Source organism: Ruegeria sp. AD2(2025) (assembly GCF_056542385.1).
The window spans coordinates 56,365-71,091 of record NZ_JBQFZS010000003.1; the positions used below are offsets into that span (position 1 = coordinate 56,365).

Annotated in this window: 15 protein-coding genes; 8 read left to right on the forward strand and 7 right to left on the reverse strand. The window is 62.1% G+C overall.

Annotation, left to right across the window (positions count from 1 at the left end):
* Positions 1–91: 91 nt before the first annotated feature.
* The 7 genes from ACR1XV_RS07690 to ACR1XV_RS07720 all read left to right on the forward strand — a co-directional run bounded on the left by ACR1XV_RS07690 (position 92) and on the right by ACR1XV_RS07720 (position 6,818).
* Positions 92–1,279 carry an NnrS family protein gene (locus ACR1XV_RS07690; RefSeq protein WP_480529940.1) on the forward strand — a complete coding sequence of 396 codons (1,188 nt, stop codon included), beginning with the start codon at positions 92–94 and terminating at the stop codon, positions 1,277–1,279.
* 120 nt (positions 1,280–1,399) lie between these two features.
* The gene (locus tag ACR1XV_RS07695; RefSeq protein WP_480529942.1) at positions 1,400–1,849 is read left to right on the forward strand and encodes a c-type cytochrome; all 450 of its coding nucleotides are present in this window, start codon (positions 1,400–1,402) and stop codon (positions 1,847–1,849) included.
* 16 nt (positions 1,850–1,865) lie between these two features.
* Positions 1,866–3,233, forward strand: a complete 1,368-nt coding sequence (locus tag ACR1XV_RS07700) for a cbb3-type cytochrome c oxidase subunit I (protein WP_480529944.1) — start codon at positions 1,866–1,868, stop codon at positions 3,231–3,233.
* A 5-nt stretch (positions 3,234–3,238) separates the two neighbouring features.
* Positions 3,239–4,048, forward strand: coding sequence for an AAA family ATPase (locus ACR1XV_RS07705; protein ID WP_480529946.1), 810 nt, complete (start codon positions 3,239–3,241; stop codon positions 4,046–4,048).
* A 9-nt stretch (positions 4,049–4,057) separates the two neighbouring features.
* Positions 4,058–5,980, forward strand: coding sequence for a nitric oxide reductase activation protein NorD (locus tag ACR1XV_RS07710; protein ID WP_480529948.1), 1,923 nt, complete (start codon positions 4,058–4,060; stop codon positions 5,978–5,980).
* Positions 5,977–6,525: a cytochrome c oxidase subunit 3 gene (locus tag ACR1XV_RS07715; protein ID WP_480529950.1), complete on the forward strand. Its 549-nt coding sequence runs from the start codon at positions 5,977–5,979 to the stop codon at positions 6,523–6,525. Before ACR1XV_RS07710 ends, ACR1XV_RS07715 begins: the two co-directional genes overlap by 4 nt.
* A gap of 5 nt (positions 6,526–6,530) precedes the next feature.
* Positions 6,531–6,818 (forward strand): cytochrome C oxidase subunit IV family protein, encoded by a 288-nt coding sequence (locus ACR1XV_RS07720; protein WP_480529952.1) that lies wholly within the window; start codon positions 6,531–6,533, stop codon positions 6,816–6,818.
* Positions 6,819–6,878: 60 nt separating this feature from the next.
* Here ACR1XV_RS07720 and hemA read toward each other — a convergent pair whose 3' ends face one another.
* Positions 6,879–8,102 (reverse strand): 5-aminolevulinate synthase, encoded by a 1,224-nt coding sequence (gene hemA, locus ACR1XV_RS07725; protein WP_480529954.1) that lies wholly within the window; start codon positions 8,100–8,102, stop codon positions 6,879–6,881.
* A 183-nt stretch (positions 8,103–8,285) separates the two neighbouring features.
* Here hemA and ACR1XV_RS07730 point away from each other — a divergent pair, with 183 nt between their 5' ends.
* The gene (locus ACR1XV_RS07730; RefSeq protein WP_480529956.1) at positions 8,286–8,987 is read left to right on the forward strand and encodes a Crp/Fnr family transcriptional regulator; all 702 of its coding nucleotides are present in this window, start codon (positions 8,286–8,288) and stop codon (positions 8,985–8,987) included.
* A gap of 35 nt (positions 8,988–9,022) precedes the next feature.
* Here ACR1XV_RS07730 and ACR1XV_RS07735 read toward each other — a convergent pair whose 3' ends face one another.
* Genes ACR1XV_RS07735 through napA form a run of 6 tightly spaced genes read right to left on the reverse strand, consistent with a single transcriptional unit; the run spans position 9,023 to position 14,718 of the window.
* Positions 9,023–9,283 (reverse strand): hypothetical protein, encoded by a 261-nt coding sequence (locus ACR1XV_RS07735; RefSeq protein WP_480529958.1) that lies wholly within the window; start codon positions 9,281–9,283, stop codon positions 9,023–9,025.
* A gap of 13 nt (positions 9,284–9,296) precedes the next feature.
* The gene (locus ACR1XV_RS07740) at positions 9,297–9,995 is read right to left on the reverse strand and encodes a NapC/NirT family cytochrome c (protein ID WP_480529960.1); all 699 of its coding nucleotides are present in this window, start codon (positions 9,993–9,995) and stop codon (positions 9,297–9,299) included.
* 29 nt (positions 9,996–10,024) lie between these two features.
* Positions 10,025–10,453 (reverse strand): nitrate reductase cytochrome c-type subunit, encoded by a 429-nt coding sequence (locus ACR1XV_RS07745; RefSeq protein ID WP_480529962.1) that lies wholly within the window; start codon positions 10,451–10,453, stop codon positions 10,025–10,027.
* Between the two features lie 12 nt (positions 10,454–10,465).
* Positions 10,466–11,383: a quinol dehydrogenase ferredoxin subunit NapH gene (gene napH / locus ACR1XV_RS07750; protein WP_480529964.1), complete on the reverse strand. Its 918-nt coding sequence runs from the start codon at positions 11,381–11,383 to the stop codon at positions 10,466–10,468.
* Complete coding sequence (gene napG, locus ACR1XV_RS07755) at positions 11,380–12,198, reverse strand: ferredoxin-type protein NapG (RefSeq protein ID WP_480529967.1); 819 nt, start codon at positions 12,196–12,198, stop codon at positions 11,380–11,382. The genes napH and napG overlap by 4 nt, the downstream gene beginning before the upstream one ends.
* A gap of 27 nt (positions 12,199–12,225) precedes the next feature.
* Positions 12,226–14,718, reverse strand: coding sequence for a nitrate reductase catalytic subunit NapA (gene napA, locus ACR1XV_RS07760; RefSeq protein ID WP_480529969.1), 2,493 nt, complete (start codon positions 14,716–14,718; stop codon positions 12,226–12,228).
* Positions 14,719–14,727: the final 9 nt, after the last annotated feature.

A 14,727-nucleotide genomic window follows, 5' to 3' on the forward strand; every position in this document is an offset into this window, starting at 1 on the left:
ATCTTTTGCCCTTCTTGATCTTGGTTAAGTCAACCCGATCCGATCCCCGCTAGGGTTTGCGCCAACGCCATCAGGGCCGAGGAGAGCAGGCATGTCGGCAGTCATCGCACGCGTTTTGGGCGAGGGGTTTCGGGTGTTTTTCCTATCCGCCGGGCTTTATGGCCTGTTCGTGGGCGGCGTCTGGGGTATCTGGCTCATGACGCAGACCGGGGCGGTGCCCTACGCTGATCCTTCTTATGCGATGACCCCACCGATGTGGCACGCGCATGAGATGATCTTTGGCTATTCGACCGCCGCGCTGGGCGGGTTTTTCCTGACTGCCGTGCCAAACTGGACCGGAGCGCCCGAGGCGCGCGCCCGGTTCATCACCCTGGCCGCGGGCCTGTGGCTGCTGGGCCGTCTGGCGATGTGGTTCTCGGGCGTGGTGCCGCCGGTGCTGGTAGCTGTGCTTGATCTGGCCTTCGTGCCGATTCTGGCAGCGAAGATCGCGACTCAGCTGATCCGACGCCCAAAACCGCAGAATATGGTGTTCCTGCTGCTGCTCAGCCTGATCTGGGTTGCCAATCTTCTGACCCATCTGGAATGGATTGGGGTCACCGATGATACTTTGAATCTCGGCCTGCGCGCAGGGTTGCTGACCTTATGTTCGATGATCGCGATTCTGGGCGGGCGGATCACCCCCGCCTTCACCCGCAACGCAATGAAACGCGACGGCGCGCCCGAGGCGGCGTGGCCCGTCTCGGTGGCGGCGCTGGACAAGGCCGGAATGGTCATTGCCCTTGTGCTCCCGCTGAGCGCGCTTGTGCTGGGCCTCGGCCCGGTAACCGGCGTGGTCGCGCTGCTGCTTGGCGCGGTGCAGATCCTGCGGATGGTGCGCTGGCGGTCGGTCTGGGCGCTGCGTCAGCCGATCCTGATCGCCCTGCATGTCGGGCTGGGGATGCTGGCGCTGGGCCTGATCCTGTGGGGCCTGTCCCTGCTGGGCATCGGCAATGAAATCGCGGCGCTGCATGTTCTGGGCATCGGCTGCGTTGGCGGCATGACCCTGGCGGTCATGAGCCGCGCCGCGCTGGGCCATAGCGGGCGGGCGCTGATCGCGCCGCCGCCGATGGCGGTGGCCTATGGGCTGATGGCGCTGGCGGCGATTCTCAGATGGGTGGGATCGGATCTGACCACCGGCTATCTGACCGTGATGTTGCTGGTGGACGGGCTGTGGATCGGGGCCTTTGCGCTCTATCTGATCGCCATGTGGTCGGCCCTGACCGGTCCGCGTGCGGCCTGAATATTCATATATTCCAAGGTTGTAACCATTCCCTCACGCAGTCTTGACTTTCGTTAAGGAAGCCCCGCGGCCCAACCGCCATTGTCACCATACGAACTAATCTGCGCAAAGGAGAGCGCAATGCGAGAAGTCATGACAAAGAGCATGGCTCGCAACATATTCTATGGCGGGTCACTGTTCTTCATTCTTATCTTTCTGGCCCTGTCGGCCCATTCGCACTTGTACATCGTGAATTCCGAAAACTCGGCAAAGCTCGATGAAAGTGTGGTTCGGGGCAAGCATGTCTGGGAAAAACACGCCTGCATCAACTGTCACACGATCATGGGTGAAGGGGCTTACTATGCGCCTGAAGTCGCGAATGTAATGACCCGTTGGGGCGTCCTGGACGACCCGGAATCGGCCTTTGAATCGCTCAAGGGCTGGATGGAAGCACAACCGACCGGCATTCCCGGTCGCCGGCAAATGCCCAACTTCAACCTCAGCGACGAAGAGATCCGCGATCTGGCAAACTTCCTGATCTGGACCGACAATATCGACGCGCAGGGCTGGCCGCCCAACGAGGCAGGCTGAGAAAGGGACAAGGACAATGAAATACGAATCCCAAAAAATCGCCTACGCCTACTTCGCCGTAGCCATGGCCCTGTTCGCGATACAGGTGATCGGCGGCCTTCTGGCCGGTCTGATCTATGTCTTCCCGAACTTCCTGAGCGAGCTTCTGCCGTTCAACATCGTGCGGATGCTGCACACCAACTCTCTGATCGTCTGGCTGATCCTGGGCTTCTTCGGGGCGGCCTATTTCCTGATCCCGGAAGAGGCCGAGCGTGAGATCCATTCGCCCAAACTGGCCTATCTGCAGCTGATCATCCTCGTGGTCGGCACGCTGGGCGTGGTTGTGACATATGTCTTCAACCTGTTCGAAGGCAACTGGCTGCTGGGTAAAGAGGGGCGCGAGTTCCTTGAACAGCCCAAATGGGTCAAGGCGGGCATCGTCGTTGCCGCGCTGATCTTCCTTTACAACGTGTCGATGACCGTTCTGAAGGGCAAGAAGACCGCCATCACCAACATCCTGTTGTTGGGTCTGTGGGGTCTGGCGCTGCTGTTCCTGTTTGCCTTCTATAACCCCGGCAACCTGTCCTTGGACAAGCAATACTGGTGGTACGTTGTCCACCTGTGGGTCGAAGGCGTGTGGGAGCTGATCATGGCCTCGATCCTCGCCTACCTGATGCTCAAGCTGACCGGTGTGGACCGTGAGATCGTCGAGAAATGGCTCTATGTCATCGTCGCCGCGGCACTGTTCTCGGGCATCCTTGGCACAGGGCACCACTATTACTGGATCGGTACCCCCGGGTATTGGCAGTGGATCGGGTCGATCTTCTCGAGCCTCGAAGTGATCCCGTTCTTCGCGATGATGGCCTTTGCCTTCGTCATGGTCTGGAAGGGCCGTCGTGACCACCCGAACAAGGCCGCTCTGCTGTGGTCGCTGGGTTGTGCCACATTGGCTTTCTTCGGGGCCGGTGTCTGGGGCTTCCTGCACACGCTGCACGGTGTGAACTATTACACCCACGGCACGCAGATCACCGCAGCTCACGGTCACCTGGCCTTTTACGGTGCCTATGTCTGCCTCAATCTGGCGATCTTCAGCTATGCGATGCCAATCCTCAAGAACCGCGATCCCTATAATCAGGTTCTGAACATGGGCTCGTTCTGGCTGATGACCAGCGGCATGGTCTTCATGACCTTCGTGCTGACCTTTGCCGGAACCGTTCAGACGCACATGCAACGGGTCGTAGGCGACTACTTCATGGATGTGCAGGATCAGGTCGCCATCTTCTACTGGATGCGCCTTGGCTCTGGCATCGTCGTGGTCCTTGGGGCGCTGCTGTTCATCTACTCGATCTGGGTTCCCCGGAAAGAGATCATTGAACCCGGCGCAGCTGAAACCCCTGCGGAGTGATGACTATGGACGGCTCCATGAAACAGACAGAGGGGGCGGCAAGCGCCCCCTTCTACCTCGCCCAGGGCGATGAATGCGACGTCTTCTGCGCCGCTTACACCAATGACCTGCCGGTTCTGCTGAAAGGCCCGACAGGCTGCGGCAAAACCCGCTTTGTGGCGCATATGGCCGCCAAGCTCGGCCGCCCGCTTTACACCGTGGCCTGCCACGATGACCTTGCCGCCGCTGACCTGATCGGGCGCTATCTGCTGAAAGGCGGAGAAACCGTCTGGGTCGATGGCCCCCTGACCCGCGCGGTGCGTGAAGGTGCGATCTGTTATCTGGATGAGGTGGTCGAGGCCCGCAAGGACGTCACCGTCGTGCTGCACCCGCTGACCGACGACCGGCGCATCCTGCCGATCGACCGTACGGGCGAAGAGCTTGAGGCCGCACCCGGCTTCATGCTGGTGGCATCCTACAACCCCGGATACCAGAATATCCTGAAAACCCTGAAACCCTCGACCCGTCAGCGCTTTATCTCGCTGGAATTCGACTTCCCGTCGCCTGAGATGGAGGCCGAGGTTGTCGCGCAGGAAAGCGGCTTGCCGCTGGAACGCTGCAAGCCGCTGATCCGGCTGGCGAACAAGCTGCGCGGGCTCAAGGGTCAGGACCTTGAGGAAGGCGTCTCCACCCGTCTGGTCGTTTATGCCGCGACGCTGATCGCACAGGGCATGTCCACCGACCGCGCCATCCTTGCCGCTATGGTTGAACCTCTGACGGATGATGAGGACATCAAACGCGGGCTCCTCGATCTTGTCACGGCTGTCTTTGGGTGAGGCCGGCCGATGGTCAGGATCGATTTTGAGCCATGGGAACCCGAAGAAACGATCGGGAAACTGTGGCACACCCTTGCCAGCCGCCTCGATGCACCTGAGGTGCATGTTGGAGCCGCGGTCGACCTCTCAGAGGTCGCGGGGCGGCTGGCCGTCCTCTTCCGAGGACTTGGGGGTAGCCCGGGCGTTGAATTGCGCCCGGTCTCACCCGAGATTTCACGCCACCGCCTGAGCTGGCGTCGCAAACTGGCAACCGAGGCCGAGTTGATGCCGCGCGCGTCCTTCGATGGCGAAGTTCTGCGTCTGCCCGACCGGCTTGCCGTATTCCCCGCGCGTGAAGCCAACGGCGCGCTGTATGTCTGGCTTGCCGCTGCTGCCGCCCATGCCGGAACACGAATTGACGAAGATGATCCACTGCGCGCCGATCTGCGCGCGTTGATGGCAGCGCAGGACATGGTAGCGGCGACGCTCGACGACGCCCCCGGCCTGCGCCCGCTTTATACCGAGCTTTGCAAGGGCGTCCTGCACCACCGTGACATTCCCGGCCTGCCGCCGGTTGAGGCTGCGGTTGAGGAACTGGTTCGCCATATGCTGGGCGACCCCGCGCCGCTGTCTGAGAAAGCCGAGCAGCTTCTGACGCTAGACGACGACCTGACCGCCCCCGGCGGTTATCAGCCGATGCGCCCTGTGCCCTTGTGGCCCGAACTGCGCGCGGTTGGCGTTTCCGAACATAACGAGGTCGAAAACCCTGACACGGAAGGTGAACCCGAGGAGTCGGGCGAGAAAACCCACCGCGCCCGCCGCCGCAAATCGGATCAGGCGAACCGCAGCGACAGTTTCATCCTGCATAAGTTCGAAGCAATCCTAAGCTGGGCCGAGTTCCTGAATATCAACCGCCGCATCGACGACGACGACCCCGATAACGCCAAGAAAGCCGCCGACGATCAGGAAGAGATCGGGCTGGGCCAGATCTCCAAGGCCCCGCCGACCAAGCTGAAACTGCACTTGGACCTCGCGCCCGAGGACGTGAACCGCGAACGTCTGTCTGGCCGCATTCTATATCCCGAATGGGATGTGCGCACCGGACAGTACCTGCCGGAGCATGTGAACGTATTGCTGTCCGACGCCGACATCCGCGAAGACGCGGCGGAATTCGGCAAGGACCCCGCCACCGCCCGCCGCATCCGCGCCGTCAAACGCCAGTTCGAGGCCCTGCGCCCGGGCCGCGTCATGACGCGTGGCCATCTGGACGGTGATCAACTGGATATCGAGGCCGCCGTACGCGCCGAGACTGACCGCCATGCCAGCGGCGAAGGCAATGAGCGCATCTGGATGCAATCCCGCCCCGAGGCGCGCGATCTGGCGGTCTCAATCCTACTGGATGTCAGCCGCTCCACCGAAAGCGCCGTCACCGGTCGCGCTGTAATCGACATCGAACGCGAGGCGCTGGCCGCTTTGGCGTGGGGCCTGAACGCCTGCGGAGACGATTTCGCCATCCACGCCTTCAGCTCGCTGAAACGCCAGCGCGTCTATGTGCAGCGCTGCAAGCAGTTTGATGAGCCGATGGGGTCAACTGTCGAACAACGCATCGCATCCCTCCGTCCCGGCCACTACACAAGGCTTGGCGCAGCGATCCGCCATTGTTCTGCCGATCTGGCAGAGCAATCCCGCAAACGTCGCCTGTTACTGGTCATCACTGATGGCAAGCCCAACGATCTGGATCACTATGAAGGTCGCCACGGTATCGAAGACACCTGCATGGCCGTCCGCGAGGCCCGCCGCGCCGGGCAATCGGTCTTTGGCGTCACCATCGACAAAACCGGCAAAAGCTGGTTCCCGCGCATGTTCGGTCAAGGCGGTTTCGCCGTCATCCCCGACCCGCACCGCCTGACCATGGCGCTGCCGCAGATTTACCGCCAACTGGTCGGCGCATGAGCAGCACTTCCCTCATCGACGAGCTTCCGGGCGAGTTGCTGATGTGGGTGCTGATCATCTCGGAATTGCTGGTCTTCGGCGCAGGGCTGATCGCGTTCATGGGCGTGCGCCTGACCGACCCCGCGGGTTTTGCCGAGGCACAATCGCATCTCTACCGCACTGGCGCGGCGCTCAACACCGCCGTCCTGATCACGTCCGGCTATCTCGCCGCGCAGGCCCTGCACTGGCGGCAAGCCGCGCGCCGCGCCGCCGCCCGAATGGCGCTGATTGCGGCGGCTGCGCTGGGCGTTGTGTTCCTGATCATAAAAGGCGCGGAATACGCAGGCAAAGCCGCGCAAGGCATCACCTACGAAACCCATCCGTTTTTCCTGTTCTACTATCTGCTCACCGGCTTTCACGCCGCGCATGTGCTGGCCGGCATCGCCATCCTGCTTCTGGTCGCATGGCGCGACGATCCCCGGAACATCGAGGCAGGCGCGCAGTTCTGGCACATGGTCGATCTGGTCTGGATCATGCTCTTTCCCGTGATCTACCTGCTGGGATAAAGGCGATGCCCGGACCTTCATCTTTTCGAAAATACTCCCGCCGGAGGCTTTCGAATGCGCTCACACGCGCATGGCTCGCCCTTCTGGCGCTCAGCATTGCATCTGCGATTCTGACACTTTTGCCGATAGCCCCCAAAGCCCTCGGCGCTTGCATCCTGATCCTCGCATTGGCCAAATCCCGCATCATCCTTGCGCGCTATCTGGACCTTGCCGCCAGTCCCGCCTGGCTGCGCGGCTTCACCCTGGTGCTGACGGGCTTCGCGCTGACCGTCTTCGGCCTCTACCTGATCTGACCAAAGAAAAACGCCGCCCCTGAAGGGCGGCGCTTTCCCAAGCGAAGGGGCGCTTTGGTGTTATTGTGCAGCCATCGGCATCCGCGCGATCTGGCAGCGCTGCCACAGCGCCGACAATGCGCCGACCAGATGATCGATATCCTCATCCGTATGCACCGGCGAGGGGGTGATCCGCAGGCGCTCGGTCCCTTTTGGCACGGTGGGATAGTTGATCGGCTGAATATAGATTCCGAACTCTTCCAGCAGCGTGTCCGAGATGAACTTGCATTTCACCGGATCGCCCACCATCACCGGGATGATATGGCTGGGGTTGGGCAGATGCGGGATACCTTCCGCATCCAGCCGCGCGCGTACCTCGGCCACGCGGGCCTTCTGCAGATCGCGTTCAGCGTTCGATTGCTTCAGATGGCGGATCGACGCAGCGGCCCCGGCGGCAATCGACGGCGGCAGAGCAGTGGTGAAGATGAACCCGCTGGCAAAGCTGCGCACGAAATCGCACAGCGCGGCCGACGCGGCAATATAGCCGCCAACCACACCGAACGCCTTGCCCAGCGTGCCTTCGATCACCGTCAGGCGATCCATCAGACCTTCGCGCTCGGCAATGCCGCCACCGCGCGGGCCATACAGGCCAACGGCGTGGACCTCGTCCAGATAAGTCATCGCGCCGTACTTGTCGGCCAGATCACAGATTTCCTTGATAGGTGCGATGTCACCGTCCATCGAATAGACCGATTCAAACGCCACCATCTTCGGTGCATCGGGATCGGCGGCGGCCAGCTTCGCCTCGAGGTCTTCCAGATCATTGTGCTTCCAGATCACCTTCTGCGCCCGCGAATGGCGGATGCCTTCGATCATCGAGGCATGGTTCAGCGCATCCGAGAACACGATCAGACCGGGTATTTTCGACGCCAGCGTTCCCAGCGCCGCCCAGTTCGACACGTAGCCCGAGGTAAACAGCAGCGCGTCTTCCTTGGCGTGCAGATCGGCCAGTTCACGTTCCAGCAGGACGTGATCATGGGTCGTCCCCGAGATGTTGCGCGTGCCCCCCGCCCCCGCGCCGCAGCGGTCCAGCGCGTCATGCATCGCACCGATCACAGCGGGGTGCTGTCCCATGCCCAGATAATCGTTCGAGCACCAGATCCGCACGTCACGCTCGACCGCTCCATCGGTCTGGCGCGCATTGGGGAAGGCACCGCAGCGGCGTTGCAAGTCGATGAAAACACGGTAATTCCCTTCATCCCGAAGGGCATCAAGGCTCTGGTTAAAAAATCGCTCGTAGTCCATCTTGCGTGCTCCCCGGAATACTGGCTTTGAGGCGAGTTTAGGCCAGCGGCAGACCCCGTAACATGACAATAGTCAAGTTCGGGCCGTATAATGGGATGGCGAACGCAGGCAGGTTCTGTCATAGCAGAAACAGGGATGGACCCACCGCGCATCAGCGTCGGCAGGAATAAGGGGGGTGTTTTCATGTCTCATGAGGCACAAAAGGCGATCGCGCGGCAATCGCTGCTGCTGCGCAGTCTGCCGGATCAGCATGTCGAGACATTGCTGAGCCACGCGATCTGGCGCCAGTATGACCGGGGTGAGACCATCTTTCTGCAAGAGGAAGAGGCACAGGCCATTCACGTGGTTCTTGACGGCTGGGTCAAGCTGTTCCGCATGACCCCCACCGGGGCCGAGGCGGTGGTCAGCGTGTTCACCCGCGGCGACAGCTTCGGCGAGGCGGTGGCGCTGCGCAATGTGCCCTACCCGGTCTCGGCCGAGGCGGTCTCGGCCTGCGATGTGATGCACATCCCCAGCCCGATCCTGACCTCGCTGATGAAAGAGGACCCCGAGATCGGGATCTCGATCCTGGCGGCCACCTTTACCCATCTGCATTCGCTGGTGGCGCAGTTGGAACAGCTGAAGGCGCAGACCGGCGCGCAGCGGGTGGCCGAGTTCCTGCTTGGGCTGTGCGATGATCAGCAGGGTGCCTGCGATGTGGCGCTGCCCTATGACAAGATGCTGATCGCGGGGCGTCTGGGGATGAAACCCGAGAGCCTGAGCCGGGCGTTTTCGCGGCTCAAGGCGGTGGGCGTGAAGATCAACCGCAACCATGCCGAAATATCGGATGTTTCGCTGTTGCGGGACTATGCAGAAAGCGACCCGGCTGAAAACTGGGGCCGCTAAAGGCTGGCCCGGCGGTGCCGCCGGACCGGTCTGTTTCAGGCGGCGACGGTGCCCTTGCGGCGGATGACGCTGCCCAGGCTGCCTGCGCACAGGCCGACAGCGATGGCAATCCCCAGTTCCAGCCCTTCCACATGGGAAAACTGCCAACCCGCAAAGACCAGCGTTTCCAGCACTCCGACCAGACCGCCCAGCAGGGCCCCCAGCCAGATCTGACGCGTCATCATGCCAAGGCCGAGGCCCAGGATGCCCGGCAGGCTCAGGATGTTGCCGCCGATGGTTCCAAGTAATTCAAGCATCTGTGCCCCCGCCTTAATCGGTACTGGTGTTCAGGAAGGTGCGGATGTCGTCTCCGTCCACCGCGGCCTGCTGCTGCAGGGCCTTGCCTTCGGCATTCAGCGCCTCGGTGACGTTCTGGTATTCCTCCAGATAGTCCGGCGGCAGGCTGTGTGCGATGCCCTGATGGCAGTCGATACAGGTCATATTGTTGTCGATGGCGCGCTGGTGCTCAGAGGCGGCGCGGGTTTCCTGAATGGTAAAGTCCATATAGTCGAAGTTGTGGCAGTTGCGGCATTCGCGGCTGTCCGACGCCTTCATCTTTTTCCACACGGCCGAGGCCATGCTCAGGCGATGCTCTTCGTATTTCTCGGGCGTGCTGATGGTTCCGGCCAGTTCATGATAGACATCCTTGACCGCCATGATCTTGGCCTTGATCTTGTGGTTCCATTCATCCGGCACGTGGCAGTCCGAACAGATCGCGCGTACGCCCGAGTGGTTGTTGTAGTGAACCGTCTCGCGGTATTCGCCCAGATTGGTTTCCATCGTGTGGCAGGACACGCAGAACTCTTCGGTGTTGGTAATCTCGAGCGTCCAGTGGAAACCGCCCCAGAACAGGATACCCGCCAGAAAGCCGGCAAGGATTAAGAACCCCGAGCTGAACATCACCGCCGGTGTCCAGAACCCGTTCCAGAGACGGCCAAGCCAGCCGCGTTTTTCGGGGGAGTCGGCCATATTGGTGCTCCTTTCAGACAATCAGTGGATCAGTTGGACGGCTGGAAGACATTGTCGACCAGCGGGGGTGCATCGGCCTGCGGCACGTGGCACTGGTTGCAGAAATACCGGGTGCCGGCGATCTGATCCAACTCGTTGCCGTCGCGGTCCAGATAGTGGGTCATCGACAAGGTGGGCGCGTTGCGCTCGCCCGCCTTGGTCCAGTCATGGCATGACAGGCACTGGTTGGTACGCAGGTCGATCTGGTACTGGTCCGCCTTGTGTGGGATCACTGGCGGCTGCTGGCGGTAGTTGCGCTGCACGCGGCCTTCGGCATTGCGGTGAACCTGATCCAGAATGACCGGTTCGTCGACTTCTGCGCCGCGCAAGGTCGACACCCCGCTGGACTGCGCAAGGGCCAGGCCACCGAGGAGCAGCGGCGGGATCAGGGCAAGGCCCAACAAGATCGATTTCTTCATCTTCTCACTCCTTCAAAAAGGTCTTGAGGCGCGCGGCTCGGGCGCGGCGGTTGATTCCGGTGGCGCGACGGTCAGCGCGTCGAACCGATGGGTGAATTTGAAAACGTCCACGGCGCAGATATCTATGCAGCGGCCGCAATTGGTGCAGTCGGGCGACAGGATCAATGGGGTGCTGTCCTCCATGCCTTTCAGCGCCGGAGAGATCACGTGGTTTTCCGGACAGACGGCGTAGCAGTCCATGCAGTCGTTACAGGCCGAGCGGTTGGTCGCGCTGACCCGTAGCATCGCCTTGTGCCCCACCAGCCCGTAGAAGGCACCGACCGGACAGACATGCCCGCACCATCCATGGCGCGAGACGAACAGGTCGAACAGGAAGATGGCCGTGACCATCGCCCAGACAAAGCCCATGCCAAAGACCAGCCCGCGATGCAGCATGGTGATCGGGTTCACCAACTCCCACGCGATGACGCCCGTCAGGCCGGATACGATCAGCACCGTTACCATGATCCACAGTCGGGTGGTGCGCTTGGGCTGCCAGCCCTTTTGCAGCCCCAGCTTGCGGTGCAGCCAGTGCGCCCCGTCGGTCACCGGGTTGATCGGGCACACCCACGAGCAATAGACGCGGCCCCCGATCAGCGCATAGGCGACCAGCACGATGGCCGCGCCGAGGGCGGCGGTCAGTTCGGGCCAGTGCCCGGCCACAAGGCTTTGCAGGAACACAAACGGGTCGGTCAGCGGCAGCACACCAAGGGTCAACGAGCCCGCCAGCGTGCCCTGCACGATCCAGATGCCGAACCACGGGCCCAGCAGGAACAGCAGCAGAAAGAACAGCTGACTGGCGCGGCGCAGCAGCAGGTATTTATGGGCTCCAACCCAACCCTTGACCTCGATGGCCTCTTGTCCCAGCGGCAGATGTGTGCGGGCGGTCATTGCGTGACCTCCGGCAGTTTGAAGCTGGGCTCGAACCCGCCCGGCGTGACCAGATTGTCGGTGCCCGGTCCGGGCAGGCGGTCGGGCAGGTCGATGATGCCTTCGACAACCGGCGCGCCCTTGGCCTCTTTTTCTTCCCAGCCCTTGCGGTAGTGTTCGGCGCTGCTGCCACGCGCCAGACGCGTCGGCAGCACCTTGATCGCGGCCTCGGGCAGAACGCAGCTTTTTTCGCACATGCCGCAGCCGGTGCAGTGGTCGGCATGGACCGTCGGGATGAATACCGCATGGTGGCCCGAGCGGGCGTTGTGTTCGGTTTCCAGCGTGATTGCCTCGTCGATGACGGGGCAGACGCGGTAACAGACGTCGCAGCGCAAGCCGAGGAAGTTCAGGCAGTTTTCCTGATCGACCAGCACCGCCACGCCCATCTCGGCGTCGTCGATATTGTCCAACCCGGGGTCCAGCGCCCCGGTGGGGCAGGCAGCGACGCAGGGGATGTCATCGCACATCTCGCAGGGCACGTCGCGCGCCGTGAAATAGGGGGTGCCGGTGGCAACCGCATCGACACCCAGTTCGGCCAGCTTCAGCGTGTTATAGGGGCAGTCCCGCACGCACAGACCACAGCGGATACAGGCGGACAGGAAGTCCTTTTCCGGCAGCGCTCCGGGGGGGCGCAGCGCCTCGGCGGGCAATGCCCGTGCGTCCCGCGCCAGCCAGGCCAGCAGCGACCCGGCTGCAACGCAGCCACCCGCAGCGCGCGCCGAGTCCTGCAGGAACCGGCGCCGCTGTGGCGAGAGGGGAGGGCCAACACGAGACATGGGGACAACCTTTGCCTTGTCTGCCCGTTACGCGCGCTCGATCTTACAAGCGCATTTCTTGAAGTCGGTCTCTTTCGACAGCGGGCAGGTCGCGTCCAGCGTCAGCTTGTTGGTCAGCTGGCCTTCGTCGAACCACGGCATGAAGACCAGACCGCGCGGCACCTTGTTGCGGCCCCGGGTCTCGACCCGGCTGTTGACCTCGCCCCGACGTGTGGACAGGACGATCTCCTGACCGCGGCGCAGACCACGTTCCTTGGCGTCTTCGGGATGCATGTAGACTACGGCGGCCGGATAGGCGCGGTGCAGTTCGGGAACCCGGCGGGTCATCGACCCCGAATGCCAGTGTTCCAGCACACGACCGGTGCAGAGCCACAGATTGAATTCGTCATCCGGCTCCTCGGCCGCCGGTTCATAGGGCGCAAAGATGATGTTCGCCTTGCCATCCGGCTTGCCATAGAACTGCACGCCCGCCCCGGCCTCGACATAGGGGTCATAGCCTTCGCGGAAGCGGTACAGCGTTTCCTTGCCGTCCACGACCGGCCAGCGCAGGCCGCGGGCCTGATGATAGACCTCGAACGGGGCCAGATCGTGCGCATGGCCGCGCCCGAATTCGGCATATTCCTCGAACAGGCCTTTCTGCACGTAATAGCCAAAGTGTTCGGATTCGTCGTTGTCGAACCCTTCGGCGGTTTCCGACAGCGGGTATTTGTCGATCGTGCCGTTGGCGAAGATCACGTCATACATGGTCTTGCCGCGATGTTCGGGCATAGTGGCCAGCAATTCCTCGCCCCAGACTTCCTCGACGGTGAAGCGTTTTGAGAACTCCATGACCTGCCAGACATCCGACTTGGCCTCGCCCGGGGCCTTGACCTGCTGACGCCAGAACTGTGTGCGGCGTTCCGCGTTGCCATAGGCGCCTTCTTTCTCGACCCACATGGCGGTGGGCAGGATCAGGTCAGCCGACAGCGCGGTCACGGTCGGATAGGGGTCCGACACGGTGATGAAGTTTTCGGGGTTGCGGTAGCCGGGATAGCCTTCTTCGTTGATGTTGGGCGCGGCCTGCATGTTGTTGGTACACTGTACCCAATAGGCGTTCAGGTCGCCGTCTTTCAGTTTGCGGTGCTGCAGCACGGCGTGGAAGCCGGGCTTGGCCGGGATAGTGCCGGCGGGCACGTTCCAGGCTTTCTCGCAAATCTCGCGGTGCTTGTCGTTCATCACCACCATGTCGGCGGGCAGACGGTGGGCAAAGGTGCCGACCTCGCGCGCTGTGCCGCAGGCCGACGGCTGACCGGTCAGCGAGAAGGGCGAGTTGCCGGGTTCCGAGATCTTACCCACCAGCAGGTGCACGTTATACATCAGCGAGTTCACCCACGATCCGCGGGTGTGCTGGTTGAAGCCCATGGTCCACAGGCTCATCACTTTGCGGTTGGGATCGGCGTATTGCTGGGCCAGACGTTCGAGTGAGGCGGCGGGGACGCCGGACAGCTCGGACGTATATTCCAGCGTGTATTTCGAAACCGCTTCGGCATATTCCTCGAAGCTGATCGGTTCCATCTTGCCGACATTGGGGTTCTCGGCGGCCTCTTGCAGCGGGTGATTGTCGCGCAGGCCATAGCCGATATCGGTGGCGGTCTTGGTGATGTTGACGTGGTTCTTGACGAATTCCTCGTTCACCGCGCCGTTCTGGATGATGTAGTTGGCGATATAGTTCAGGATCGCCAGATCGGTCTGCGGCGCAAAGATCATGCCATTATCGGCCAGCTCGAACGAGCGGTGTTCATAGGTCGATAGCACATGCACCTCGCAGCCCGGCTTGGTCAGGCGCGTGTCGGTCAGGCGCGACCACAGGATCGGGTGCATCTCGGCCATGTTCGAGCCCCACAGCACGAAGGTATCCGCGTGCTCAAGGTCGTCATAGCAGCCCATCGGCTCGTCGATACCGAAGGTGCGGATAAAGCCCACCACGGCAGAGGCCATACAGTGCCGCGCGTTGGGGTCGATATTGTTCGAGCGGAAGCCCGCCTTCATCATCTTGGCGGCGGCATAGCCTTCCCAGACGGTCCACTGGCCCGAGCCGAACATACCCACGCTTGTCGGGCCTTTCTTGGCCAGCGCTTCTTTCCATTTGGCGGCCATGACGTCGAAGGCTTCGTCCCACGAAACGGGCTCGAATTCGCCGTTCTTGTCGTACTGGCCGTTGGATTTGCGCAGCATCGGTGTGGTCAGGCGGTCCTTGCCGTACATGATCTTGGACAGGAAATAGCCCTTGATACAGTTCAGACCCCGGTTCACCGGCGCGTCCGGGTCGCCCTGCGTGGCGACGACGCGCCCGTCCTTGGTGCCGATCAGGACCGAGCAGCCGGTGCCGCAGAACCGGCACGCGGCCTTGTCCCAGCGGATATCCGGGTTGCCGATCTGCGCGTTGGCCTGCCCGGTCGCAAGCGGCAGACCGGCGGCTGAGGCCGTCGCGGCGGCCGCGGTTGATTTCAGGAATGTCCGGCGGGATTCAGAGATGGTCATGACATGGGT